At 70.7% G+C, this 24,234-nt stretch carries 21 protein-coding genes and 1 tRNA gene; 10 read left to right on the top strand and 12 right to left on the bottom strand.

Going from position 1 to position 24,234, the window contains the following annotated elements; translation table 11 throughout:
- Positions 1-16 precede the first annotated feature (16 nt).
- The 5 genes from H1D24_RS29805 to H1D24_RS29785 all read left to right on the top strand — a co-directional run bounded on the left by H1D24_RS29805 (position 17) and on the right by H1D24_RS29785 (position 3,830).
- Positions 17-1,066 carry an ABC transporter ATP-binding protein gene (locus tag H1D24_RS29805; protein ID WP_181660821.1) on the top strand — a complete coding sequence of 350 codons (1,050 nt, stop codon included), beginning with the start codon at positions 17-19 and terminating at the stop codon, positions 1,064-1,066.
- Positions 1,063-1,710, top strand: a complete 648-nt coding sequence (locus tag H1D24_RS29800) for an ABC transporter permease (RefSeq protein ID WP_181660820.1) — start codon at positions 1,063-1,065, stop codon at positions 1,708-1,710. Before H1D24_RS29805 ends, H1D24_RS29800 begins: the two co-directional genes overlap by 4 nt.
- A 4-nt stretch (positions 1,711-1,714) precedes the next feature.
- Positions 1,715-2,377 carry an ABC transporter permease gene (locus tag H1D24_RS29795; RefSeq protein WP_181660819.1) on the top strand — a complete coding sequence of 221 codons (663 nt, stop codon included), beginning with the start codon at positions 1,715-1,717 and terminating at the stop codon, positions 2,375-2,377.
- 19 nt (positions 2,378-2,396) lie between these two features.
- Positions 2,397-3,338: an ABC transporter substrate-binding protein gene (locus H1D24_RS29790; protein WP_181660818.1), complete on the top strand. Its 942-nt coding sequence runs from the start codon at positions 2,397-2,399 to the stop codon at positions 3,336-3,338.
- A 72-nt stretch (positions 3,339-3,410) separates the two neighbouring features.
- Positions 3,411-3,830 carry a hypothetical protein gene (locus H1D24_RS29785; protein WP_181660817.1) on the top strand — a complete coding sequence of 140 codons (420 nt, stop codon included), beginning with the start codon at positions 3,411-3,413 and terminating at the stop codon, positions 3,828-3,830.
- 487 nt (positions 3,831-4,317) lie between these two features.
- Here the strand turns inward: H1D24_RS29785 and H1D24_RS29780 are convergent, their stop codons facing one another.
- Complete coding sequence (locus H1D24_RS29780; RefSeq protein WP_181660816.1) at positions 4,318-5,709, bottom strand: cystathionine beta-synthase; 1,392 nt, start codon at positions 5,707-5,709, stop codon at positions 4,318-4,320.
- Between the two features lie 190 nt (positions 5,710-5,899).
- Here H1D24_RS29780 and H1D24_RS29775 point away from each other — a divergent pair, with 190 nt between their 5' ends.
- The 3 genes from H1D24_RS29775 to H1D24_RS29765 all read left to right on the top strand — a co-directional run bounded on the left by H1D24_RS29775 (position 5,900) and on the right by H1D24_RS29765 (position 9,754).
- On the top strand, positions 5,900-6,997 hold the full coding sequence (locus H1D24_RS29775; protein WP_181660815.1) for an SGNH/GDSL hydrolase family protein: 1,098 nt from the start codon (positions 5,900-5,902) through the stop codon (positions 6,995-6,997).
- 482 nt (positions 6,998-7,479) lie between these two features.
- Positions 7,480-8,700: an acetyl-CoA C-acetyltransferase gene (locus H1D24_RS29770; protein ID WP_181660814.1), complete on the top strand. Its 1,221-nt coding sequence runs from the start codon at positions 7,480-7,482 to the stop codon at positions 8,698-8,700.
- Positions 8,701-8,980: 280 nt separating this feature from the next.
- Entirely contained in the window at positions 8,981-9,754 is a 774-nt protein-coding gene (locus H1D24_RS29765) for a hypothetical protein (RefSeq protein WP_181660859.1), read from the top strand.
- 221 nt (positions 9,755-9,975) lie between these two features.
- On the opposite strand, the gene H1D24_RS29760 is transcribed toward H1D24_RS29765, so the two are convergent.
- The gene (locus tag H1D24_RS29760) at positions 9,976-10,287 is read right to left on the bottom strand and encodes a hypothetical protein (protein ID WP_181660813.1); all 312 of its coding nucleotides are present in this window, start codon (positions 10,285-10,287) and stop codon (positions 9,976-9,978) included.
- A gap of 101 nt (positions 10,288-10,388) precedes the next feature.
- On the opposite strand from H1D24_RS29760, the gene H1D24_RS29755 reads away from it, so the two are divergent.
- On the top strand, positions 10,389-10,619 hold the full coding sequence (locus tag H1D24_RS29755) for a DUF4287 domain-containing protein (RefSeq protein ID WP_067276214.1): 231 nt from the start codon (positions 10,389-10,391) through the stop codon (positions 10,617-10,619).
- A gap of 118 nt (positions 10,620-10,737) precedes the next feature.
- On the opposite strand, the gene H1D24_RS29750 is transcribed toward H1D24_RS29755, so the two are convergent.
- A complete protein-coding gene (locus tag H1D24_RS29750) occupies positions 10,738-11,640 on the bottom strand; it encodes a Bax inhibitor-1/YccA family protein (RefSeq protein ID WP_181660812.1) in 903 nt (300 codons plus the stop codon).
- Between the two features lie 251 nt (positions 11,641-11,891).
- The gene (locus H1D24_RS29745) at positions 11,892-13,067 is read right to left on the bottom strand and encodes a 4-hydroxybenzoate 3-monooxygenase (protein ID WP_181660811.1); all 1,176 of its coding nucleotides are present in this window, start codon (positions 13,065-13,067) and stop codon (positions 11,892-11,894) included.
- Between the two features lie 151 nt (positions 13,068-13,218).
- On the opposite strand from H1D24_RS29745, the gene H1D24_RS29740 reads away from it, so the two are divergent.
- The gene (locus H1D24_RS29740; RefSeq protein WP_181660810.1) at positions 13,219-14,988 is read left to right on the top strand and encodes an IclR family transcriptional regulator domain-containing protein; all 1,770 of its coding nucleotides are present in this window, start codon (positions 13,219-13,221) and stop codon (positions 14,986-14,988) included.
- A 440-nt stretch (positions 14,989-15,428) separates the two neighbouring features.
- Here the strand turns inward: H1D24_RS29740 and H1D24_RS29735 are convergent.
- The 8 genes from H1D24_RS29735 to H1D24_RS29700 all read right to left on the bottom strand — a co-directional run bounded on the left by H1D24_RS29735 (position 15,429) and on the right by H1D24_RS29700 (position 24,233).
- Positions 15,429-15,512: transfer RNA gene (locus H1D24_RS29735), tRNA-Leu, on the bottom strand.
- Between the two features lie 391 nt (positions 15,513-15,903).
- The gene (locus tag H1D24_RS29730; protein WP_181660809.1) at positions 15,904-17,199 is read right to left on the bottom strand and encodes a class I SAM-dependent methyltransferase; all 1,296 of its coding nucleotides are present in this window, start codon (positions 17,197-17,199) and stop codon (positions 15,904-15,906) included.
- Between the two features lie 333 nt (positions 17,200-17,532).
- Positions 17,533-18,927 carry an NAD(P)/FAD-dependent oxidoreductase gene (locus H1D24_RS29725; RefSeq protein ID WP_181660808.1) on the bottom strand — a complete coding sequence of 465 codons (1,395 nt, stop codon included), beginning with the start codon at positions 18,925-18,927 and terminating at the stop codon, positions 17,533-17,535.
- A 441-nt stretch (positions 18,928-19,368) separates the two neighbouring features.
- Positions 19,369-20,310, bottom strand: a complete 942-nt coding sequence (locus H1D24_RS29720; RefSeq protein WP_181660807.1) for a Ppx/GppA phosphatase family protein — start codon at positions 20,308-20,310, stop codon at positions 19,369-19,371.
- Between the two features lie 129 nt (positions 20,311-20,439).
- Positions 20,440-20,961 carry a DUF501 domain-containing protein gene (locus tag H1D24_RS29715; protein WP_181660806.1) on the bottom strand — a complete coding sequence of 174 codons (522 nt, stop codon included), beginning with the start codon at positions 20,959-20,961 and terminating at the stop codon, positions 20,440-20,442.
- A 103-nt stretch (positions 20,962-21,064) separates the two neighbouring features.
- Positions 21,065-21,535, bottom strand: a complete 471-nt coding sequence (locus H1D24_RS29710; protein ID WP_181660805.1) for an FtsB family cell division protein — start codon at positions 21,533-21,535, stop codon at positions 21,065-21,067.
- A gap of 258 nt (positions 21,536-21,793) precedes the next feature.
- Positions 21,794-23,080: a phosphopyruvate hydratase gene (eno, locus tag H1D24_RS29705; RefSeq protein ID WP_181660804.1), complete on the bottom strand. Its 1,287-nt coding sequence runs from the start codon at positions 23,078-23,080 to the stop codon at positions 21,794-21,796.
- A gap of 247 nt (positions 23,081-23,327) precedes the next feature.
- A complete protein-coding gene (locus H1D24_RS29700; RefSeq protein WP_181660803.1) occupies positions 23,328-24,233 on the bottom strand; it encodes a LysM peptidoglycan-binding domain-containing protein in 906 nt (301 codons plus the stop codon).
- Position 24,234 lies beyond the last annotated feature (1 nt).

The raw sequence follows: 24,234 nt of genomic DNA, 5'->3' as shown, positions 1-24,234 counted from the left end.
GGGCAAGGGACAACTCATGATCCAATTCGATGCGGTCCACAAGCGCTTCCCCAACGGCACAACGGCGGTCCATGACCTCTCCCTCGACATGCCGGAGGGCGGCATCACCGTACTCGTCGGATCCTCCGGCTGCGGAAAGACCACGACCCTCCGCATGATCAACCGAATGGTCGACCCGACCTCCGGAACCATCCGGGTCGGCGGCCGCGACGTCCTCCAGCAGGACGCCGCGGAACTTCGCCGCTCCATCGGCTACGTCATCCAGCAGGCCGGACTCTTCCCGCACCGCACCGTGCTCGACAACATCGCCACCGTGCCGCTGCTGCTCGGCTGGGGCCACAGGAAGGCGCGTACGCGGGCGGCGGAACTGCTGGAGACCGTGGGCCTGCCCGCCGAGGCCGGCAAGCGCTACCCGCACCAGCTCTCCGGCGGCCAGCAGCAGCGCGTCGGCGTGGCCCGCGCGCTCGCCGCCGACCCGCCGGTGCTGCTCATGGACGAGCCGTTCGGCGCGGTCGACCCCGTCGTACGCACCCAGCTCCAGGACGAACTGCTCCGGCTCCAGAAGGAGTTGAGCAAGACCATCGTCTTCGTCACGCACGACATCGACGAGGCCGTCCGGCTCGGCGACCGCATCGCCGTCTTCCGCACCGGCGGCCATCTCGTCCAGTGCGCCTCGCCCGCCGAACTCCTTGCCCGACCGGCGGACGACTTCGTGGCTGACTTCCTCGGCGCCGAACGCGGCCTGAAGCTGCTCTCGCTGACGACGCTGGCGGACGTCCCGCAGGGCCCGGCGCCGGAGGGCGCCCGCTGGGAACTGGTCCTCGACAGCGCCCGTACGCCCCTCGGCTGGCGCGACACGGACGCCCCGAAGGACGCTCCCCTCACGCCCGTACGCCCCCTGCGCGACACCGACGCGCTGCTGTCCGCGCTCAATGAGGCCGTCGCCTCACCCGCCGGGCTCGTCGCCCGCGTCGACGCCGACGGCGCCCTCACCGGCGTCACCTCGCGCGACGACATCCACATCCACGCAGGACGCGCCCACGCCGAAGCGAGTGTCGCCGCATGACCATCGAGTGGAGCTGGATATCCGGCCATGCGGGCGACCTGGCCGCCCTCACCGTCTCGCATCTCCAGGCCGCCCTGTCCGCCGTCTTCTTCGGGCTGCTGATCTCCCTGCCGCTGGCCGTCGTGGCGCACCGGATCCGCCCGCTGCGCGGCTTCCTGCTCGGCCTGTCGAACGTCTTCTTCACGATCCCGTCGATCGCGATCTTCGTACTGCTGCTCCCGGTCTCCGGTCTGACCCGCACCACCACCGTCATCGGCCTGACGGTCTACACCCTGGTCGTGCTGTTGCGGAACACCGTCGAGGGCCTCGACTCCGTCCCCACGAGGACCAAGGAGGCCGCGACGGCCATGGGCACCAGGCCGCTGCGCGTGCTGCTCACCGTCGAGCTCCCGCTCGCGCTCCCGGTGATCATGGCGGGCGTCCGGATCGCCACGGTCATGTCGATCTCCCTCGTCTCGGTGGCGACCTACATCGGCGACGGCGGCCTCGGCCAGCTGTTCACCGACGGCTTCCAGCGCAACTTCCCCACCCCGGTCCTCGTCGGCGTCGCCCTGACGCTGCTGCTGGCCCTGGTCGCGGACGCGCTGCTGGTCGCCGTCCAGCACGTCCTGACTCCCTGGACCCGTCAGAAGCGGGGGGCCTGAGCCCATGTACGAGCTGTTCAAGAACCTCGGCGCCTGGCTGGTCAGCGGCGAGCAGTGGTCCGGCCCCGACGGCATCGCACACCGCCTCGCCGAGCACCTCCAGTACTCGCTGCTGGCCACGCTCATCGCGGCCGCCATCGCCCTTCCGGTCGGCCTGCTCATCGGCCACACCGGCCGGGGCGCCTTCCTCGCCATCAACCTCTCGTCGTTCGGCCGGGCCCTGCCCACCGTCGGCCTGGTGGTGCTGGTCTTCCTGGCCAGCGGCCTGTCCATGTGGCCGGTGTACGTTGCGCTGGTCGCCCTCGCCGTCCCGGCCATCGTGACCAACACCTACGCGGGCATGACCGCCGTCGACCCGGAGGTGAAGGACGCGGCACGCGGCCAGGGCATGCGCGCCCACCAGGTCCTCTTCCAGGTGGAACTCCCCCTCGCGCTCCCGCTGATCATGACCGGCCTGCGGCTCGCGCTGATCCAGGTGGTCGCGACGGCCACCATCGCCGCGTACGTCAGCTTCGGCGGCCTCGGCCGGTACGTCTTCGACGGCCTCGCCCAGCGCGACCTCGTGCAGGTGCTGGGCGGCGCCGTTCTGGTCGCGGTCATCGCCGTCGTCCTGGACCTCGCGCTCTCCGCCCTCCAGCGCGCCCTCTTCCGACACCGCCCCGCCTAGGGCCAAGGAGCAACGAACCATGAACCGCAGGACTCTCCTCGGCGGCCTGTTCGCCGCCGCCTCCGTCCCCGCGCTCGCCGCCTGCGGCAGCGGCATCACCTCGCTGGACGGCCAGGGCAGCGTCGGCAGCGGCGCCGGCTCCAGCAAGAACGGCATCACCATCGGCACCGCCAACTTCACCGAGAACCAGGTGCTCGGCTACCTCTACGCCGCCGTCCTCGAGGCGGCCGGCGTCAAGACCACGGTCCGCCCCAACCTCGGCACCCGCGAGATCCTCATCCCCGCACTCAAGGGCGGCGACATCGACCTCCTGCCCGAGTACCAGGGCGCGCTGCTGCACTACCTCGCGCCGAAGGCGACGGCCACCGAGGAGGGCGAGATGCAGAACGCCCTCGCCATCGCCCTCCCCCAGGGCCTGCAGGTACTGCCGTACGGCATGGCAGAGGACTCCGACGCCTTCGCGGTCACCCGCGAGACGGCGGAGAAATACGGGCTGAGGACGCTGGCCGACCTGGCGAAGCACAACGGCAAGCTCATCCTGGGAGCCGCCCCCGAGGTCAAGAAGCGCGAGGTCGGGGTGGTCGGCCTCAAGGACGTCTACGGCGTCGAGTTCAAGGAGTTCAAGTCGCTCGACTCCTCCGGACCGCTGGTCAAGGGCGCCCTCAAGAAGGGCGACGTGGACGTGGCGAACCTCTTCACCACCGACACCGACATCCAGACCGAGGGCTGGGTCGTCCTCACCGACCCCAAGAACCTGATCCCCGGCCAGCACGTCGTCCCCCTCATCGCCGACCGCAGGGCCGACTCGACGGTCCGCAAGGCACTCGCCGAGCTGGGCAACGTACTGACGACGGAGGACCTCACCGAACTCAACCGGCAGGTCGACAAGGACAAGAAGGACCCGGAGGACGTGGCACGCGCGTACGCGGAGAAGAAGGGGCTCACGAAGGGCAGCTCCTGAACGGAAGACCCCTTCGAAGAGGGGGGTTAGCCCCAGTGCCACAGGTGCGTCGGCTCCGTAGCGTGGGACGGCATGGACACCCGTGACGCCGAACTCAAGAAGGAACTCGACGCCACCCTGCACGCGCGCAGGGAGCTCGGCGAGGAGTACGAGTCCGCGCTGGTCGACTCGTTCCTGGACAAGGTCGACCAGCGCCTCGACGCCGTGGTCGACCGACGGGTACGACGCCACCTCGCCGAGCAGCAGATGGTCGCCGCCCGGGGCACGCGCTCTCCGGGCTCCGGCGACTCCTGGGGCGACCGCTTCGGCTTCGGCGTGGTCTCGCTGATCCTGGCCGTCCCGCTCTCGGCGATCGGCGCGGGAACGACGGGCAGCCTGTCCGGCCTCATGGTGGCCTGGGCGGGCATCGTCGGAGTGAACACGGTCTACGCCCTACGCACCCGCCCCCACTTCAGCAGGCGCCGGGAGAAGCCCTCGGACTGGGAGGAATAGGAGGCCAAGCGGTGTCTTTGGAAACGAAGAACACCGCAACCATCAATTGAGAAACCCCCGCGGCGAGCAACCACGTCCGCGAGAGCGGCGCCGGTTTAGGCGCAAAAAGAGGTGTGCGCGGGGACCGCCGCACCCCCGTTGCCGGGGGGCGGGACGACGGCGGTCCCCGCGAGGGACGCGGGCCGGGTCAGGGCCGGGCTGGCGCGTCCGTGGCGTCCATGGAGGTCCGGGAGCCGCTCCGGAGGTCCTTGGCGCCGTTTCGGTTGCCGGCCCGGGAGGGGAGCCGCTCCCTCCCTGCCGACACCCACTAATGTGCCGGACCCGTGTTAAGCCGGTGCTGCGCGGACGTGACGCGTGCGTACCACTTCCACGAAGTTCCCGAAGGTCCGAACGGTGGTTCCCGAAGCCCCGGAGCGAAGATCGCGAAGTGCCGGCGGGGCAGACCCCGAAGAAGCGAAGCCTGCACCCCGGAGTCCCCCGAAACGGGTTACTGCTTGCCGCCCTTGGCCAGGAACGCCAGCAGGTCCTGCCTGCTCACGACCCCGCTCGGCTTGCCCTCGACGAGCACGATCGCCGCGTCCGCGGCGCCCAGTACGGACATCAGGTCGCCGACCGGCTCACCGGAGCCGACCTGCGGCAGCGGCGCCGACATGTGCTTCTCCAGCGGGTCGTCGAGCGAGGCGCGCTGGGTGAACAGGGCGTCCAGGAGCTCGCGTTCGACGACCGAACCCACGACCTCGGCGGCCATGACGTCCGGATGCCCGGCGCCCGGCTTGACGATCGGCATCTGGGAGACGCCGTACTCGCGCAGCACCTCGATGGCCTGGCCGACTGTCTCGTCCGGGTGCATATGGACGAGCGAGGGCATGCTGCCGCCCTCCTTGTCGTTCAGTACGTCACCGACGCGCGCGCTGGGACCGGTGTCCTCCAGGAAGCCGTAGTCCGCCATCCACTCATCGTTGAAGATCTTGCTGAGGTACCCGCGACCGCTGTCCGGCAGCAGCACGACCACCACGTCGTCCGGCCCGAGCCGCTCGGCCACCCGCAGCGCCGCGACCACCGCCATGCCGCAGGAGCCGCCGACCAGCAGGCCCTCCTCGCGCGCGAGGCGGCGGGTCATCTGGAAGGAGTCCTTGTCGGAGACGGCGATGATCTCGTCGGCGATGGTGCGGTCGTACGCGGTCGGCCAGAAGTCCTCGCCGACGCCCTCGACGAGATACGGGCGTCCGGAGCCGCCGGAGTAGACGGAGCCCTCGGGGTCGGCGCCGATGACCTTCACGCGGTCGTCGCTGACGTCCTTCAGATAGCGGCCGGTACCGGAGATCGTCCCGCCGGTGCCCACGCCCGCCACGAAATGGGTGATCTTCCCCTCGGTCTGCTCCCACAGCTCGGGGCCGGTCGAGTGATAGTGCGAGAGCGGGTTGTTGGGGTTGGAGTACTGGTCGGGCTTCCAGGCGCCGGGGGTCTCCCGTACGAGCCGGTCGGAGACGTTGTAGTACGAGTCCGGGTGCTCGGGGGCGACGGCCGTGGGGCAGACGACGACCTCGGCGCCGTACGCCCTGAGGACGTTGATCTTGTCGGTCGACACCTTGTCCGGGCAGACGAAGATGCACTTGTAGCCCTTCTGCTGGGCCACGATCGCCAGGCCGACACCGGTGTTTCCGCTGGTCGGCTCGACGATGGTGCCGCCCGGCTTGAGTTCGCCGCTCTGCTCGGCGGCCTCGATCATGCGCAGGGCGATCCGGTCCTTCACGGAACCGCCGGGGTTGAAGTACTCGACCTTCGCCAGGACGGTCGCCTGGATGCCCGCGGTCACGTTGTTGAGCCTCACCAGCGGGGTGTTGCCGACGAGGCTGATCATCGAGTCGTGGAATTGCACCGTTGTCTCCGGAGCTGCAACGAGGAGGCCGCACGGGGATCCGTAAGGGGATCCGCGCGGGGACTCCGCACAGGGATGGTGCCGTCAGCCTAAGGCCGCTCCGGCCTCCGTTCACGCGCCGTTGAGATTGGGCGGCCCACTTCACGGGGCAAGGTGTGGTTGTACGGCTACGAGGAGGTGGCTCCGGCGTATGTCGAGGGCGAGGGTGGCACGGAGGATCGCCGCGGGAGCGGCGTACGGCGGTGGCGGGATCGGTTTGCTGGGCGTCGCTGCGGTCGGGGTGTTACTGACCGAGGTGCAGATGGCGAAACGTCACGTCGGGAACGGCGGCTCGGATGAGCCGCCGCCGCGCGCGGATGGGCTGTACGGGCTCCAGTACCCCGGCCATGACGGCCCTCTCCGGCTGACCATGCTGGGTGACTCGACGGCGGCAGGGCAGGGCGTGCACCGGGCCCGGCAGACCCCCGGGGCGCTGATCGCCTCGGGGCTCGCGGCCGTCGCCGAGCGTCCCGTCGACCTGCGGAACGTGGCGCTGCCCGGAGCCAGGTCCGACGACCTGGACCGGCAGGTGACCCGGGCGCTCATGGACGCCGACCGGGTCCCCGACGTCTGCGTGATCATGATCGGTGCGAACGACGTGACGCACCGGATGCCGCCCACGCGCTCCGTGCGCCACCTCTCCGCGGCGGTACGCCGGCTGCGTACCGCGGGCGCCGAGGTGGTCGTCGGGACATGTCCCGACCTGGGCACGATCGAGCCGGTCCAGCAGCCGCTGCGCTGGCTGGCCCGCCGCGCCTCGCGCCAGCTGGCCGCCGCGCAGACGATCGGCGCGGTCGAGCAGGGCGGCCGTACGGTGTCGCTGGGCGATCTGCTCGGCCCCGAGTTCGAGGCGAACCCCCGGGAGCTGTTCGGCCCCGACAACTACCACCCCTCGGCCGAGGGGTACGCCACCGCGGCCATGGCCGTCCTGCCCACCGTCTGCGCCGCGCTGGGGCTGTGGCCGGCCGAGGAGGAGCGCCCGGACGCGTCGCGCCGCGAGGGCTTCCTGCCGGTGGCCCGCGCCGCCGCGGAGGCCGCGTCGGAGGCCGGTACGGAGGTCACGGCCGCGGTTCCCGCCGGGCCGCGCGGCCCCTGGGCCCTCCTCAAACGCCGCCGCAGGCGCCGCCTCCCGGCAACAGATCCGACTCCGAGCCCGGACACGCCCCAGGACCAGGACCAGGACCAGGCCCCGGAGCAGGACACGTCCGGGGCCGCGGCCCCGGACCCGGCCGCGAACCGGGCGACGTAGTCCCGTGGGGTCCGGCACATGGGCGTTCCGGCCCGTGCGCCTGCGTGCCGTGGTCGGCCGGGGCGCCTGCAGCCGGTGGATGAGCCGGAGCGGCGCGGGTCCCGTTACGGCGGGCGCTGACCGTTGTGGGCAGTCGTTCCGCGGGGGCCGGGTGGGCACAACCCACGACGGCGGGTGCCCTGGCGCCGTACCCAGACCCCCGCGGGGTTGCGGCGGGGCCCAGGCGTGGGACCCGCACACCCGCGGGGTGGGCGGCGGGTGCCCAGGCGTGGGACCCGCACACCCGCGGGGTGGGCGGCGGGTGCCCAGGCGTGGGACCCGCACCCCGGCGGGGTGGGCGCACCCCACGACGTACCCTGATACTGAGCGGCCGCTTAGAAATGCGGCCCTCATCACAGTGCGTACCGCATGACCATCGCGATACGTGCGGGTAACTTCCCAGGGAGTCCTGCCGATTCCCTCACCGGACACCTGGAGCCGTGATGCCCGAAGCCGTGATCGTCTCAGCCGCCCGTTCTCCGATCGGCCGCGCCTTCAAGGGGTCGCTGAAGGATCTGCGGCCGGACGACCTGACCGCCACGATCATCCAGGCCGCCCTGGCCAAGGTCCCCGAGCTGGACCCGAAGGACATCGACGACCTGATGCTGGGCTGCGGCCTGCCCGGTGGCGAGCAGGGCAACAACCTCGGCCGCGTCGTCGCCGTGCAGATGGGCATGGACCACCTGCCGGGCTGCACGATCACCCGTTACTGTTCCTCGTCGCTGCAGACCTCCCGCATGGCGCTGCACGCCATCAAGGCTGGCGAGGGCGATGTCTTCATCTCGGCCGGCGTCGAGATGGTCTCCCGCTTCACCAAGGGCAACTCCGACAGCCTCCCGGACACGCGCAACCCGCTCTTCGCCGAGGCCGAGGCCCGTACCGCCGCCGTCGCCGAGACCGAGGGCGCCGACTGGCACGACCCGCGCGAGGACGGCCTGGTGCCCGACCCGTACATCGCGATGGGCCAGACCGCCGAGAACCTCGCCCGCCTCAAGGGCGTCACGCGCGAGGAGATGGACGAGTTCGGCGTCCGCTCGCAGAACCTCGCCGAGCAGGCCATCGCCAAGGGCTTCTGGGAGCGCGAGATCACCCCGGTGACGCTTCCGGACGGGACGGTCGTGAGCACGGACGACGGCCCGCGCGCCGGCGTCACCCTCGAGGGCGTACAGGGCCTGAAGCCGGTGTTCCGCCCCGACGGCCGTGTCACCGCCGCCAACTGCTGCCCGCTCAACGACGGCGCCGCCGCCCTCGTCATCATGAGCGACACCAAGGCGCGCGAGCTCGGCCTGACCCCGCTCGCCCGCATCGTCTCCACCGGCGTCTCCGGCCTCTCCCCCGAGATCATGGGCTACGGCCCTGTGGAGGCGTCGCAGCAGGCCCTCTCCCGTGCCGGGCTGACCATCGGCGACATCGACCTGGTCGAGATCAACGAGGCCTTCGCGGCCCAGGTCATCCCGTCGTACCGCGACCTTGGCATCGACCTGGACAAGCTGAACGTCAACGGCGGCGCCATCGCGGTCGGCCACCCCTTCGGCATGACGGGTGCCCGGATCACGGGCACGCTGATCAACAGCCTCCAGTTCCACGACAAGCAGTTCGGTCTGGAGACCATGTGTGTCGGCGGCGGCCAGGGCATGGCCATGGTCATCGAGCGCCTCAGCTGAGTCGGCGCCTCCGGATCCTGAGCCGGCGCTCCGGCCCCTGAGCCGGTGCCTCGGCCCGCCGTCCCGGGGGCCTGGTTCGTGATCCAATCTCCCCCAGGATGTGACCTATCTCCTGGGGGAGAGTCGTTTCCGCAGGTCAGTCAGGTATCCCGCTGAACCTCGTGACGAAAGAACTGTCCAATTCGTGACGTATTGCACTGACAGCTGGGCGCTGGAGGCCCCAAGCTGAGGTAGGAAGTCGGGGGTCTCTGTCTGAATTTGGAGTTACGTCGTGAGTGCCATGCCTCTAGCCCTGCTGCTCACCACGACCGCCGCCACGGTCGTGGGCGCCGCCGCCCTGCGCTCCCTGTACGGGGTGCGCAAGCAGCTCACGGCGCTGCGCGCGGAGCTGGCCGAGGGACGCATGGCCTTCGTCCGCGCCACGGTGCCCGCCGCCCGTACGACGTCCGACGCGGATGCGATACGACTGGCCGTCGCGGCCGCCCTCGCCGACGAGCGCGAGCGCGAACTGGCCGAGGCCCGTGCGTTCTGGGCTGCCCAGGAGGCGCGCGACGCCACGGACGCCCCGTCGTTGCTGGGGCTGCCGCTGGACGACGTGTATCTGCCGCGCCCGTCCGACTTCGCTGGTCTGGAGCCGGTGGCCGAGCCCGCGTCGGACGTCGACGATTTCGCCGGGGAGTCCCCGGAGCTGGCCGCGGCCCGGCGCCGCCACCCCTCGCACCCGGACTTCGTCCCCGCGCAGACCAGGGGCACGGACGACCACGAGCGCACCGTGACCCGTCTCGGGGAACTCGCCGAGTCCGGCACGGCGCTGGCCGACGTACGGCCGGGGCCGCTGGGCACGCTCGATGTGTATGTGTTCGCGGACGGCACGACGCTGTGCATGACCCCGGGGCACCGGGACACGGCCGAGCGGCTGGCCTCCGCACTGCGCGGCGGCGAGGCGCCCGTGCTGCTGGGCGGGTCCGCCGTCTCGGGCGCCTATGCGCTGACCTTCGCCTGCGGTGACGAGAACGTGTTCGTCCTGGCGGACCGGGTCATCGCCAGCCTCTGAGCGCCCCGGCGGGACCCCGGCGGCCGGAGCTCCACCTTCGCCTTGGAGTGGGCGCCGGCCCTCCGGGTGCGCCCCTAGGGCCCCCGCCGTCGTGGCGTTGTGCCCACCCTCGCCCGTTGCCTCACGGGCATGGGGGTACCCCCATCGCTTGGGGGCACCTCCTTGGGGCTCGGGGAGGAACGGGGCTCGGGGAGAAACGCCTGCCCACAACCTGGTAACGGCTACACCCCGGCGCGGTTCTGCGCCTCCGCCACCAGCGCCACCGCCTCGGCGAGCTGACCCTCGTCCTTCAGTACGAGCGCCAGGTCGCGGGCCGCGACCGTGATCTGGTCCGCGGCCGCGAACATCCCCGCGTCCGGCATCTCGCGCGGCGCCGCCTCCGGGTCTTCCAGGCGCTGGGCCCGCAGCGAGAGCTCCCTGGCCAGGGCCAGTGCCTCGGCCGCGGCTCCACGCTGCAGGCGGCTCTGCGGAGCGGCCCTCAGCCGGTCGGCGAAATGGTCCACGGCGGACGTCAAAGGAGTCGTATCAAGCACGCCGCGACCCTATGCGCCTGAGCCTGCCTGTTGCCAACGGGCGAACGCTCAGGCACGGTGGCGTGAAGGACGGAACACATCGAATGCGTCCGGAGGCGCCGATGTCCCAAGTCTTCTCCGAGGAGACCCACCGCAATCTGCTCGCTCGAATCCCTCACTGCACCGGCCGCGAAGTCTCCGACTGGCTTCGGGCTGTCGACGAAGGCCCCGCTCTCTTCCGCTTCGAGGAGAAGGTCAGCTGGCTCCGCGCCGAGCACAATCTCGCGTACGGGCACGCCAAGGCAATCATTCACGAGCACGACCTGAGGCGGGCCGCGCGCAAGCTGCGCTGAGCTGCTCCGCTGGAAGGCGTCACGACCGACAACGGCGAGGGGCCCGCGAACCGTGGTTCGCGGGCCCCTCGCCGTTGTCGCTGACGGCCGCAGCCGTGGGCGGCCTTTTCAGGCGTCTTTAGTCGTCGCCGCTGAAGATGGCGACCAGCCGCAGCATCTCGACGTAGATCCACACGAGCGTCATGGTGAGGCCGAACGCGGCCAGCCAGGACTCCTCGCGGGGGGCGCCGTAGGCGATGCCGTCCTCGATCTGCTTGAAGTCGAGGGTGAGGAAGAAGGCGCCGAGCACGATCGCGATGATGCCGACGATCGCACCGAGCGGGCCCATGCTGCGCAGCCCGCCGTCCTCGGCGACGCCGAAGGCGACCAGCAGCAGGTTCACCGCCATGACCAGGATGAAGGCGATGGCGATCGCCATGCCGATGCGCGCGTACCGTGCGGTGACGCGGATCCAGCCCGCCTTGTAGATCAGCAGGGTGGCGCCGGAGACCGCCATGGTGCCCAGCACGGCCTGGAAGGGCGCGCCGCTCCAGCGGGCGTTGAACATCTCGCTGAAGACACCGAGGAAGACACCCTCGAAGGCGGCGTAGGCGAGGATCAGCGCGGGCGACGCCTTGCGCTTGAAGGACTGGACCATGGCCAGCACGAACGCCACGAGCGCAGAGCCGATGGCGAGGCCGTAGCTCGAGGGCGACACCGGCAGCACCGCCCAGGCAAGGACGGCGAAGACGGCGACCGTGCCGAGGGTCATGGCCGAGCGCATGATGACGTCGTCCATCGTCATGCGGCCGGTGGTGACCGGGGCCTGCGGCGGGGCGCCCTGCTGCAGGCCCTGAGGCGCGTACGGGTTCTGGGCGTAGGGGTTGGCGGGCGCCTGAGCGTACGGGTTACCGCCTGCGTACGGGTTGGGCTGCGTCCCGACAGCGGGTCCCCCGGCCTGCGGCTGCTGCGCGTTGAAGCCCGCGTAGCCGTTGTCGCGGCTGAACCCCCGTCGCGAGAAGACCGGGTTACTGCTCCTCATTTCACTCCTCCATGGCCGCCCTGCGCGGCCTTGCCCCAAGAGTAATGGCCGGGCAAAGAATTGCCTCTAGTGCTTGGGGAGGATCTTTCCCCGCTTGTGACCAGGAACACCGGCCTCTCGCCCGGCATTCCCCCGATCGCTACCACGTCGCCGCGGGCGGTTCGGTTGCGCCGGACGACTGAACGAACAGGACGACTGAACGAACAGGACGGCTGAACGAACAGGACGGCTAAATGAACAGGACGGCTGAACTAGTCGAGGAGAAAGCCGGTGTATCCCTCCGCGAGGTCGGTCTCGGCCGAGCGTGCTGTGGTGATGCGGTCCAGGCGGGCGAGCTGGATGCGGTCGTCGAAGGGGGTCGCGTCGGGAGCGCGGTGCAGCATGGTCGTCATCGCGTACGAGAAGCGCTCGGCCTGCCAGACGCGGCGCAGGCACGTCTCGGAGTAGGAGTCGAGGCGAGTCGCGTCGCCCGTCGCGCGGAACTCGATCAGCGCGCGGGCGAAGGTGACGACGTCGCCGACGGCGAGGTTGAGGCCCTTCGCGCCGGTGGGCGGCACGATGTGCGCCGCGTCGCCCGCGAGGAACAGCCGGCCGTGCCGCATGGGCTCGTGGACGAAGCTGCGCATGGGCGTCACTGACTTCTGCGTGATCGGCCCGCGCTCCAGCCGCCAGTCGTCGTCCGTCTCGAAGCGCCGCTCCAGCTCGTCCCAGATCTCCTCGTCGCTCCACTCCTGCGCGTCGGTGCCCTCCGGCACCTGCAGATAGAGCCGGGACACGGACGGGGAGCGCATGCTCAGCAGGGCGAAGCCGCGGTCGTGGCGGGCATAGACGAGTTCGTCGTGCGAGGGCGGCACGTCGGCGAGGATGCCCAGCCAGCCGAAGGGGTACGCCCGTTCGAAGACCTGGGAGAGTTCCGCGGGCACCGCCTTGCGGGCGACACCCCAGAAGCCGTCGCAGCCCACGACGTAGTCGCACTCGAGGACGTCCTCGCGGCCCTCGTGCCGGAAGCGGACCCGCGGGCTGTCGGTGTCGGCGCCCTCGACGGCCAGCGCCTCGGCCTCGAACAGCAGCGGCCCGCCGGCCTTGAGCTGGAGCGCGATGAGGTCCTTGCACACCTCGGTCTGCGCATAGACCATCACCGACCTGCCGCCGGTCAGCGCCGGGAAGTCGACGCGGTGGCGGCGGCGGTCGAAGCGCAGCTCGATCCCGTCGTGCGGGAGCCCCTCGCGGTCCATGCGCTCGCCGGCCCCGGCCTCGCGCAGTACGTCTACGGTGCCCTGCTCCAGGATTCCGGCGCGCTGGCGGTGCTCGACGTAGGCCCGGTCGCGGCTCTCCAGGACGACGGAGTCGATGCCCGCGTTGTGGAGAAGGCGGGCGAGGAGGAGACCTGCGGGACCGGCTCCGATGATGCCGACGGTGGTACGCATGGACGACCTCTTGTTCGTATGGTGAACTTAAGTTCATAATCTTGCTCAGCGGGAGTGTCATCCGGCTCGGGGCCGGTGTCAACGGGTCGTGCGGCGATCCGCGACACAGCCGGTCCGGCTCGCCGGGGGCTCGGTGGAAGGAGGGGCGCGCATGCCCGATGAGTCCGTACGGCCGCTGGAGCGCGGCCTCGCCGTCCTGCGCGCCCTGGCGTCGGCCCCGTACGGGGACCAGGTGCGGGCGGGCGACCTCGTGCGCGCCACGGGCCTGGCCCGCTCCACCGTCGACCGGGTCGTGGCGACGCTGATCCGGCTCGGTTACGTACGCCAGCAGGGCCAGGAGCTGCGTCTGACGCCACGTCTGATGGAGCTGGGCAACGCGTACCTGGCCGCGGCCGGCCTGACACCCGAGGTGGCCGCCCGTACGGCGCGCCTCGCGGACGAACTCGACGAGTCGGTCTCGCTGGCCGTGCCCGACGGCGACGGCGCCCGGTTCGTCGCCCAGGCGACCCGGCGCCGCACCATGTCCGTGGCCTTCCGCATCGGCGATCTGCTGCCGGCCGAGCGCTGCGCGCCGGGCGCGCTGTTCGCGGCGGGCTGGGACGAGCGGCAGTGGGCTGCGTGGCGCACGCGCCGGGCCGCCGACCCGGAGGCCCATGGGTTCACGGCGGTGCCACCGCGCCGGGTCACGGAGTCGGAGTTCGCCGACCTGGCCGGGCGGGCGGAATCGTCGGGCTGGGCGCTGGACGACCAGCTGATCGAGCCGGGGCTGGTCGCCGTCTCCGTACCGGTACCCGCACCCGGCGGAGGCGTCCGATGCGCCCTGAGCGCGGTCAGCCATACGAGCAGACACACGGCCGAGGCCCTCGCGAAGGCCGTACTGCCACGGCTGCGGGAGGAGGCGGCGTGGCTGGCCGAGGCGCTCGAACGGTCGCACACGACGCCGCCGCCCGCGCCGTCGACACATGCGGCGACGCCGGCAGCGACGGATGTGGCGGAACAGAAGGGCCCTTCGGAGGGAAAGCCGACCCAGCGCGGGCCGGAGGCCGTCGCCCCGTCGGTCGCCCATCGCACCGCCGCTCCGGCCTGGTCCACGGCCTCTCCCGCCGACGTCGCGCGCGACGCCAAGGCCGAGCTAGGGGCGGGCTTTCTGCAGTCGCTCGCGCGCGGGCTGGGCGTGTTGCGGGCGCTGGGGGCGGCGGGGGGCGAGGGGCTGCCGCTCACGGCGCTCGCCGCGGCGACGGGGCTGCCGCGGGCCACGGCCCGCCGCTGCCTGATCACGCTGGAGCAGGAGGGGTACGCGGCCCACGACGGCCGCCTCTTCCGCCCCCTGCCCCGCATCCTGGAGCTCGGCTACGCCCGCCTCTCCGCGCTCTCCTTCGCCGAACTCGCCGAGCCGCACCTGCGCGACCTCGTCGGCCGTGTCCACGAGTCCGCATCCGTGACGGTGCTGGACGGCACGGACATCCTGTACGTGGCGCGCGTACCGACCGTCCGCATCATGAGCGTCCACATCGCGCCGGGGACGCGCTTCCCCGCGTATGCGACCGCCATGGGCCGGGTGTTGCTGGCGGGGCTGCCCGAGGCCGAGCGCGCCCGCGTGCTGACGGCCGCACAGCCGTGGTCCCTCACCGAGCACACGGTCACCTCGGTCCCGGCTCTCGCCGACATCGTGCGGGCCACGGCCGAGCGGGGCTACGCGGCCATCGACGAGGAACTGGAGGAGGGCCTGCGCTCGGTCGCCGTGCCCGTGCGGGACGCATACGGCCGGGTGATCGCCGCCCTCAACGTGGCGCGGCACTCCGGGGACACCCCTCTCGAGGCCACCCGCGACGCCCTGTTGCCCGCCCTCCGCGAGACGGCCGCGGCAATCGAGGCGGACCTGCACACGGCAGGGCGCTTCAACACCGTGCGCGTGGCCTAGGCCCTGTCGTCAAACTCCCGCCGTCCGCCCGAAGGGCGGGCCCCGGGGCGTCATGGGGGTCCCTCCCTGCTCGAGCGAAGCCGAGAGCTTGGGGGAGCGTGCGATCGCAAGGCGCCGGAAAGTCCTCGATGGGGGTACCCCCATGCCCTTAAGGCTATGAGGGAGGAGCTACTAGGGCTTTTCGGCAACGCGGCGTGGGGGCACCTCCTGGGGGCACCCCCAGCGTTAGCTGGGGGAGTGCGTGCCAGACGCCGCGGGGCTGGGGGCACCTCCCAGCGGTAGCTGGGGGAGGGAGTTTGACGACAGGGCCTAGGGGCTGTCTGACGGCTCGGTCATCGCGCGTCCGCCCGCCGGCCGATCCCTGGCGGGGCGCGGCCGCTGAGTTCATTGCGTCCGCGCAGGATCGCCGTTTGCTCAAGACGGTCGCCTGAGCGTGAAGGTGCCCGGAGCCGGACTTGAACCGGCACGCCCGCGAAGGGGCAGCGAGGTTTAAGCTCGCCGTGTCTGCATTCCACCATCCGGGCAGGTCGTGGCTCCGCATCGAGGGTCAGAGCCTATCCGGCACGCATCCCCCGAACAGCGGAACGACAGACCGATGTTGTCTTATTTTATTGACGTCTGAGGGTCCATCAGTCGACGAGACGGGTCATCCGCACTTGCCAAGAGCCCGTCCACTGCCCCGGCCCTGCGACATGGAATGACGGAATATCACCGCCCCGTCAGCTGCCTGAGGGCCCGCGACCGCGCGATCCCACGCCTTCGGGTGTGCCCGGCTCTCTGGAGTTGACGCCATCCGTACGTGTGACACGGAGTTGCGCCGGTCCGTTCGCGCCGGGTTCATCCGGAGGCCGCACGCACGCGACGGAGGGGCCCGGACGGTGCATCCGTCCGGGCCCTTCCGCCGTCGTCCGCGTGTCAGCCCCAGGTGCGGGCCCGCAGTGGCATCTCCGACGCACCGGACTCCGGGGTCTTGACCGCCAGGATCTGGTTGACGCCGATGCGGTTGCGCTCGAAGGACAGTGCCGAGGCCGCCATGTAGAGGCGCCAGACGCGGGCCCGGCCCGGGCTCGTCAGCTTCACGGCGGCCGGCCAGCCCGCCTCCAGGTTGGCCACCCAGCGGCGCAGCGTCAGGGCGTAGTGCTCGCGGATCGACTCGAGGTCGCGCACCTCGAAGCCGGCCTGCTCCAGCAGCCCGACGGTGGTGCCGACGGGCTGGAGCTCGCCGTCGGGGAAGACGTAGGCGTCGATGAACTCGTCCACCGCGTACGACGATTCGTCGGCCTGCGGGCGGCGCGCGATCTGGTGGTTGAGCAGACGTCCGCCGGGCTTGAGGAGGGCGTGCAGACTCTTCGCGTACTCCAGGTACCGCGCCGAGCCGACGTGCTCGGCCATGCCGATCGACGAGATCGCGTCGAACGGGCCGTCGACGACGTCGCGGTAGTCCTGGACGCGGATCTCGATCCGGTCCGTGAGGCCCTCCTCCGCGATCCGCTTGCGCGCGTGCGCGGCCTGCTCGCCGGAGAGCGTGATACCGACGACGCTCACGCCGTGCTCGCGGGCCGCGTGAATCGCCATGGAACCCCAGCCGCAGCCGACGTCGAGCAGCCGCTGCCCGGGCCCCAACCCGAATTTGCGGGCGACGAGTTCGAGCTTGTCGCGCTGCGCGTCCTCGAGGGAGCTCTCCGGGGACTCCCAGTACGCGCACGAGTAGACCATCGACGGGCCGAGCACCAGCTCGTAGAAGTCGTTGCCCACGTCGTAGTGGTGGCTGACGGCCCGTTTGTCGCTGCGCTTGGTGTGCAGATGGAGGCGTCCTTGCCGGCGCATCTCCTCGCGCGGCGGGGGCGGCGGCAGGAACGGCCCGGCCACCTTGATGAGGCCCCGCACGGCGGTACGCGCCTCGGGGTCGCGCAGCGCGTCCCACACGCCTCTGGCGTCCTCGTCGCGCTCCCAGATGAGCCCGGCGATCAGGCCCAGGGCCTCGAAGAGATCGCCGTCCACATCCAGGTCACCGGCCGCCCAGCCGCGGGCCAGCCCCAGCTCACCGGGCTTCCACAGCAGACGCCGCAGGGCACGGCGGTTGCGTACGACGAGCGTGGGGGCGCCCGGCGGACCTGCTTCCGACCCGTCCCAGGCGCGGACACGCACCGGGAGCGGGGTGCCCAGCAACTGCTCGGCAAGACTCTTCAGCCGCAGTGCGGCATCCTGCATGGCGCACACCTCCGTGATGACGGACGAACGCGGAACAGTCCAACACCACGTAAACACCTACGGGGCCCGTGCGCAGTCCCACCGAAGCGTTACGTCCAGGCAAAATGCTTGCGGCCCACACGTATGGCGCACGTCCAGGGGCGGGACGCAGGCCGCGGAGACCATCAGGCAGCCGTCCGGGGGCAGTTCGGGGTTCGGACACGCCGAAGGGGTCGCCTCGATCGAAGGGGCCGCCTCGGACACGCCGAAGGGGCCGCCCGCACCACGGATGGCGGGCGGCCCCTTCGGGCTGAGCAGATGACCCTCGGTCAGGAGGCCTTGTTGACCCTCGGGTCAGGAGGCCTTGGCCTTCTCCTCGGGCTTGGCGGCGGCCTGGGCCGACGCCGGCGCGGGGGTCGGCTTGGCTGCCTCGTAGAACTCCTCGCGCGGAGTCTCCATGGCGCCGAGGGAGACGACCTCGCGCTTGAGGAACATGCCGAGCGTCCAGTCGGCGAAGACCCGGATCTTGCGGTTCCAGGTCGGCACGGCCATGCCGTGGTAGCCACGGTGCATGTACCAGGCGAGACGGCCCTTGAGCTTGATCTTCATCTTGCCCATGGAGATCATCGCGACGCCCTTGTGCAGGCCGAGACCGGCGACCGCACCCTTGTTGGCGTGGCTGTACTCCTTCTGCGGGAAGCCACGCATACCGGCGATCACGTTGTCGCCGAGGACCTTCGCCTGACGCAGCGCGTGCTGGGCGTTCGGCGGGCACCAGGCGTTCTCCACACCGGCCTTGCGGGCGGCGACGTCCGGCACCTGGGCGTTGTCGCCCGCGGCCCAGATGTAGTCGGTGCCCTGGACCTGGAGGGTGGCGGCGGTGTCGACGTGGCCGCGAGGGCCGAGCGGCAGGCCGAAGCGGGCCAGCGCCGGGTTCGGCTTCACACCGGCGGTCCACACGATGGTGTTGGAGTCGACCTCGAGGCCGTTCTTCAGCACCACGTGACCGTCCACGCAGGAGTCCATGGAGGTGGAGAGGTAAACCTCGACCCCGCGGCTCTCCAGGTGCTCCTTGCCGTACTGGCCGAGCTTGGGACCGACTTCGGGGAGGATCTTGTCCGCGGCATCGACGAGGATGAAGCGCATGTCCTCGCGGGACACGCTGCTGTAGTACTTCGCGGCGTCGCGGGCCATGTCCTCGACCTCGCCGATGGTCTCCGCACCCGCGAAGCCACCGCCGACGAAGACGAAGGTCAGCGCCTTGCGGCGGACATCCTCGTCCGTCGTGGAGTCGGCCTTGTCGAGCTGCTCGAGGACGTGGTTGCGCAGGCCGATGGCCTCCTCGATGCCCTTCATGCCGATGCCCTGCTCGGCGAGGCCGGGGATCGGGAAGGTCCGGGAGATGGCGCCGAGCGCGATGACGAGGTAGTCGAAAGGCAGCTCGTACGCCTCGCCGACCAGCGGGGCGATCGTGGCGACCTTGCGGTCCTGGTCGATGGTGGTGACACGGCCGGTGAGGACCTCAGCCTTGGGCAGCACGCGTCGCAGCGGGACGACGACGTGCCGAGGCGAGATGCTGCCGGCGGCGGCTTCGGGGAGGAAGGGCTGGTACGTCATGTACGAGCGGGGGTCGACGACCGTGACGGTCGCCTCGCCGTAGCGCATCTTCTTGAGGATGCGGCGAGCTGCGTACAGGCCTACGTACCCGCCCCCGACTACGAGGATCCTGGGACGCTCCGTGGTGCTCATGGCATCGAGTATCCACCCGTACAGAGGGGGTCGCTCGTGCGCCCCTTCACAAGCTCCGGCAGGGGCTCTGCTACACTGCGCGGCCCACGTGACGGAGGTCATGATTCCGCAAGGAACCACGGCACCTCACAAAACGTTGTCAAGCCCGCGTGAGCTGCTCCTCAACAGTCTCGGAGGAGATGTACCACCTACCCCGCGCCCGCGGCTTGCGCCGCCCGAGCGACGGTCCGGAACGGGCCTTCCGGGGGCCGACCACCCTTGCTGACAGGGCCGGCAGTGGGAATCCGTGCCCTACCGGGCGGATTTCCTTGTGAAGAACTTCACGAAGTTTTCCGACGGGGGGCACCTCCCAGGCCCTTAAGGCTCTGGGGGACTGTCGCCGAGGGGGTTTTCGGGCCCCCTCGGACGCGCTCAGACGCGCTCAGACGCTATAGGACCCGCTCAGGCGATCGACAGGGCAATTCCGTCAAGGATGTCGTGCTCGCTGACGACGACCTCGCGGACACCGACCCGTTCCATGATCGCGAGCAGGACGAGGGCCCCCGCACCGATGACGTCCACCCGGCCCGGGTGCATCACGGGGATGGCCGCGCGCTCGGCGTGGGTGGAGGAGAGCAACTGCCGCGTGATGGCGGCGACCTGCTCGTAGGAGATACGGGAGTGGTGGATCGCGGCGGAGTCGTACTCCTGAAGCCCCAGCGCGATGGCGGCCACGGTGGTGACCGACCCGGCGAGCCCGACCAGCGTGCGCGCCTCCTTGAGGGGCACCGTCTGCTCTGCGAGGTCGAGCGCGGCTTCGATGTCGGCCCGGACGGCCTCGATCTGACCCCCCGTCGGAGGGTCGGTGACCACCCCGTCGCGTACAAGATGGCGCTCGGTCATCCGTACGCAGCCGATGTCGACGGAACGGGCCGCGCGCACGTGCTCCTCGCCGACGACGAACTCGGTGGAGCCGCCGCCGATGTCGACGACCAGGAAGGGCTTGTCGAGGTGGTCCCGCCCCACGAGCTCCTTGGTCGCGCCCGTGAAGGAGAACTCGGCCTCCTGGTCCCCGGTGACGACCTCCGGCTCGACTCCGAGGATGTCGAACACACCTCGGACGAAGTCGTCGCGGTTCTCGGCGTCGCGGGACGCGGAGGTCGCCACGAAACGGACCTTCTGCGCACCGTGCGCCCTTATCGCCTCGGCGTATTCGCGGCACGCGGCGAAGGTCCGCTCCAGCGCCTCGGGCGCCAGCCGCCCGGTCCGGTCGACGCCCTGCCCGAGCCGCACGATCTTCATCCGTCGGTCGAGCTCGACGAGCTCACCGCTGTCGGGATGGACGTCGGCGACGAGCAGCCGGATGGAGTTGGTACCGCAGTCGATGGCGGCGACACGGGTCATGGCGGATTCCTTCAGCGGTTCGTGAGCCGAGTAAGCCCGTCCGGCGATTGAGGACGAGGCCGTCAAGGCCGAAGCGGGGTCTGGGGGCGCAGCCCCCAGGGACGGGAGGGGTAGGGGCGGCGGGGGCGATCACCCTTCGTCAGTCACCACGCACGCTCCCTTGCGCCACCACTCGGGAAGCATCGCAAGGGCCTCGTCCCCGAGCGGGTTGACCCCCGGGCCGGCGGCCAGCGAGTGCGCCACCAGAACGTGCAGGCACTTCACCCGGTCCGGCATCCCACCCGCGCTCGGAAACCCGGTGAGCTCCTCGATCTCGTCCCGCCGCCGGATGTAGTCCTCGTGCGACGCCCGGTACGCGGCCGCCAGCTCGGGATCGGTGGCCAGCCGCTCCGTCATCTCCTTCATGACACCGTCGGCCTCCAGCGTGCCGATCGCGGACGCGGCCCGCGGACACGTCAGGTAGTACAGCGTCGGGAACGGCGTACCGTCCGGCAGCCGCGGCGCCGTCTCGACGACGTCCGGCTGTCCGCACGGGCAGCGGTGCGCGATGGCCCGCAGCCCGCGCGGCGGCCGGCCGAGCTGCTGCTTGAAGGCCTCGACGTCCGCGTCGGTCGGCTCGGTGCGCGGGGTGGGCGGCGGGGGGGTTTCCATGCCGTGAGGTGCGTCTTTCAGTAGTCAGATGCGAGGTTGTACGGGGTTCGTACGAGGTTGCACGGGGTTCGTACGGGTTCGTACGAGGTTGTACGGGGGGCGGTCAGTCGTCGGAGCTGTCGGCCTTGTCGACACCGTCCCAGACATTGGAGTACCAGGGGCGGTGCGCCGCCCCCTGGTTCGTGCGCGTCTGCTTCGCCGGGTTCGGGTCGACCACGATGTAGCCGGTCTCGCCCGGCATCACATAGTGCAGCCGCTCCCGGATCCGCTGCTCCGCGTACGCGTCGTCCTTCCAGCGTGCCTTGAGATCGCGCAGCTCCTCGACCCGCTCGCGGGCCTCCTTCCGCTGCCGCTCAAGATCCTCTATCTCGGCGCGCTGCGCGACGTACTGCCTTATCGGATACGCGAGCGCGACGATCAGCGAGCAGAGCACCAGCGCGAGGAGCGCGGCGCGGCCGGTGAGCCGGGAACGGCGGGCCTGGCGGCGGGTCTGGGAGCGGTAGACACGGGCGGCGGTCTGCTCGCCGAGCAGCCGCAGCCGGGTCGCGGTGGAGAACCGGTCCCGGCCGGTCACGACATCTCACCTCGCCTCAATGCTCCAGTCACCTGCTCTTCGGCCGGGGGTCCGGGGGTTGTCCCCCGGGATAACACAGCACGGCCATGTTCCCGCCTCCCCGTCACGTGCGTACGTCCCCGCACACGGTACGGGACCGGGTACGGGGACGTACGTACGACTGGCTAGACCGGCCTTGGGAGGGCTGGGCTCAGCCCTCCCAAGCGGCTGCTGGGCTCAGCCCTTGGGCGTCAGCCCTTGGGCGTCAGCCCTTGGGCGTCAGCCCTTGAAGCGCGGGAAGGCGCTGCGGCCGGCGTACACCGCCGCGTCGTCGAGGATCTCCTCGATGCGGAGCAGCTGGTTGTACTTGGCGACGCGCTCGGAGCGGGCCGGGGCACCCGTCTTGATCTGGCCGCAGTTGGTGGCGACGGCCAGGTCGGCGATGGTGACGTCCTCGGTCTCGCCGGAGCGGTGCGACATCATGCACTTGAAGCCGCTGCGCTGGGCCAGCTCGACGGCGTCGAGGGTCTCGGTCAGCGAACCGATCTGGTTGACCTTGACCAGCAGGGCGTTGGCGGCGCCCTCCTCGATGCCGCGGGACAGGCGCTCGGGGTTGGTGACGAACAGGTCGTCGCCGACCAGCTGGACCTTGTCGCCGAGCTTGTCGGTGATGACCTTCCAGCCGGCCCAGTCGTCCTCGAACAGCGGGTCCTCGATGGAGACGAGCGGGTACGCGGAGACGAGCTCCTCGTAGTACTCGGTCATCTCGGCGGCGGAGCGCTCCTTGCCCTCGAAGAGGTACTTGCCGTCCTTGTAGAACTCGGAGGCGGCGACGTCGAGCGCGAGGGCGATCTGCTCGCCGGGGGCGTAACCGGCTTCCTTGATGGCCTCGAGGATGAGGTCGAGGGCCTCGCGGTTGGAGCCGAGGTTCGGGGCGAAGCCGCCCTCGTCGCCGAGGCCGGTGGCCAGGCCCTTGGACTTCAGCACCTTCTTGAGGGTGTGGTAGACCTCGGTGCCCCAGCGCAGGGCCTCGGAGAAGGACTCCGCGCCGATCGGGGCGATCATGAACTCCTGAATGTCCACATTGGAGTCGGCGTGCGAGCCGCCGTTCAGGATGTTCATCATCGGCACCGGCAGCAGGTGCGCGTTGGGACCGCCCAGGTAGCGGAAGAGCGGGAGGTCGGAGGCCTCGGAGGCGGCGTGGGCGACGGCGAGCGAGACGCCGAGGATGGCGTTGGCGCCGAGGGATGACTTGTCCGGGGTGGCGTCCAGGTCGAACATCGCCTGGTCGATCAGGCGCTGCTCGGTGGCGTCGTACCCGACGAGCTCCGGGCCGATCTGCTCGATGACGGCGAGGACGGCCTTCTCGACGCCCTTGCCGCCGTAGCGGTTGGCGTCTCCGTCACGGAGCTCGAGGGCCTCGAACGCACCGGTGGACGCACCGGACGGTACGGCGGCACGACCGGTGCTGCCGTCGTCGAGGCCGACCTCGACCTCGACCGTGGGGTTGCCTCGGGAGTCCAGGATTTCCCGGGCTACGACGACGTCGATGGACGGCACGAGCATCTCCTTCTGGGATGTGACGCTGGAAGTGCGGGGCTGTGTTTCTTTGGCCTTGCGACAAGAGCCTATCCGGCTCCGGGGCGACGGCCAGCCGACCGACCGGCCCGTGGACAAAACTGAGAGCAAATTGTTTCTGAACGAAACAAAGCTCCTCGCTCCGGCCGGTACGGATACGGCCTCGCCCCGGCGCGTACGGGGGAACACGCACCGGGGCGAGGGGTTCGGGGAAGCCTCAGAGTTCGGGGAAGCCTCAGCCGAGGCGGAGCTGCTGACCCGGGTAGAGCTGGTTGCAGTCCGCGACGACGTCCTTGTTCAGCTCGTACAGCTTCTTCCACCCGCCCTTGACCTTGTGGTCCTTGGCGATCGCGCCGAGGGTGTCGCCGTTCTCGACCTCGTACTCGCCGTCGCCCTTCTTGACCGTCTCGCCGGTCGGGGTCTCGACGGTCGCAGTGCTCTCCTCGGAGCCGGGGGCGGCCTGCTCCTCCGTGCTCGGCACGGTCTCAGTGGTGGTGCTGGGCGCGGTCTCGGTGGTGGTGCTGGGGGTGGTCGTGCTCGGCGTGGGCGCGGTCTCGGTGGTGGTGCTGGGCGCGGTCTCGGTGGTGGTGCTGGGGGTGGTCGTGCTCGGCGTGGGCGCGCTCTGCGTGGGCGCGCTCTCGCTCGACTCGCTCTGCTGAGTGGCGTCGCCCTGCTGGGTCGCGTCGCCCTGCTGGGTCGCGCCGCTCGGCTGGGTCGTGGCGGAGTCCGTGGTGCCCGCGCTCGAACCGCCCTCGTGCGGGGTGTTGGAGAGACCCACGCCACAGCTCGGCCAGGCGCCCTTGCCCTGACCGGCCAGGACCTTCTCGGCGACGGCTATCTGCTGCTCCTTGGTGGCCTTGTCGGCCGTGGCGGCGTACTCCGTACCGCCGTACGCGGCCCAGGTGGAGGCCGAGAACTGCAGGCCGCCGTAGTAGCCGTTGCCGGTGTTGATGGACCAGTTGCCGCCCGACTCGCACTGGGCGACGGCGTCCCACTCGGCGGCGGTGGCGGCGGAGGCGGAGCCGGCCGTCATCAACGGGGCGGCGATGGCGACACCGGTGACACCGGCGAGCGCGGCGATACGAGAAGTCCGGCTGAGAACGGACGAGCGACGGTGGTTGCCCTTGCTGGAACGCAGCATG

This window comes from Streptomyces himalayensis subsp. himalayensis, from assembly GCF_013778455.1.
GTDB classification, from domain to species: domain Bacteria; phylum Actinomycetota; class Actinomycetes; order Streptomycetales; family Streptomycetaceae; genus Streptomyces; species Streptomyces himalayensis.
This window is presented reverse-complemented; position numbering and strand designations above follow the sequence as displayed.

Coding starts and splice junctions, on each gene's coding strand:
- H1D24_RS29795 (WP_181660819.1), top strand. CDS start 1,715: ATGTACGAGCTGTTCAAGAACCTCGGCGCCTGGCTGGTCAGCGGCGAG.
- H1D24_RS29785 (WP_181660817.1), top strand. CDS start 3,411: ATGGACACCCGTGACGCCGAACTCAAGAAGGAACTCGACGCCACCCTG.
- H1D24_RS29800 (WP_181660820.1), top strand. CDS start 1,063: ATGACCATCGAGTGGAGCTGGATATCCGGCCATGCGGGCGACCTGGCC.
- H1D24_RS29805 (WP_181660821.1), top strand. CDS start 17: ATGATCCAATTCGATGCGGTCCACAAGCGCTTCCCCAACGGCACAACG.
- H1D24_RS29765 (WP_181660859.1), top strand. CDS start 8,981: ATGCCTCTAGCCCTGCTGCTCACCACGACCGCCGCCACGGTCGTGGGC.
- H1D24_RS29715 (WP_181660806.1), bottom strand. CDS start 20,961: ATGGAAACCCCCCCGCCGCCCACCCCGCGCACCGAGCCGACCGACGCG.
- H1D24_RS29700 (WP_181660803.1), bottom strand. CDS start 24,233: ATGCTGCGTTCCAGCAAGGGCAACCACCGTCGCTCGTCCGTTCTCAGC.
- H1D24_RS29790 (WP_181660818.1), top strand. CDS start 2,397: ATGAACCGCAGGACTCTCCTCGGCGGCCTGTTCGCCGCCGCCTCCGTC.
- H1D24_RS29775 (WP_181660815.1), top strand. CDS start 5,900: ATGTCGAGGGCGAGGGTGGCACGGAGGATCGCCGCGGGAGCGGCGTAC.
- H1D24_RS29750 (WP_181660812.1), bottom strand. CDS start 11,640: ATGAGGAGCAGTAACCCGGTCTTCTCGCGACGGGGGTTCAGCCGCGAC.
- H1D24_RS29745 (WP_181660811.1), bottom strand. CDS start 13,067: ATGCGTACCACCGTCGGCATCATCGGAGCCGGTCCCGCAGGTCTCCTC.
- eno (WP_181660804.1), bottom strand. CDS start 23,080: ATGCTCGTGCCGTCCATCGACGTCGTCGTAGCCCGGGAAATCCTGGAC.
- H1D24_RS29740 (WP_181660810.1), top strand. CDS start 13,219: ATGCCCGATGAGTCCGTACGGCCGCTGGAGCGCGGCCTCGCCGTCCTG.
- H1D24_RS29730 (WP_181660809.1), bottom strand. CDS start 17,199: ATGCAGGATGCCGCACTGCGGCTGAAGAGTCTTGCCGAGCAGTTGCTG.
- H1D24_RS29720 (WP_181660807.1), bottom strand. CDS start 20,310: ATGACCCGTGTCGCCGCCATCGACTGCGGTACCAACTCCATCCGGCTG.
- H1D24_RS29755 (WP_067276214.1), top strand. CDS start 10,389: ATGTCCCAAGTCTTCTCCGAGGAGACCCACCGCAATCTGCTCGCTCGA.
- H1D24_RS29770 (WP_181660814.1), top strand. CDS start 7,480: ATGCCCGAAGCCGTGATCGTCTCAGCCGCCCGTTCTCCGATCGGCCGC.
- H1D24_RS29725 (WP_181660808.1), bottom strand. CDS start 18,927: ATGAGCACCACGGAGCGTCCCAGGATCCTCGTAGTCGGGGGCGGGTAC.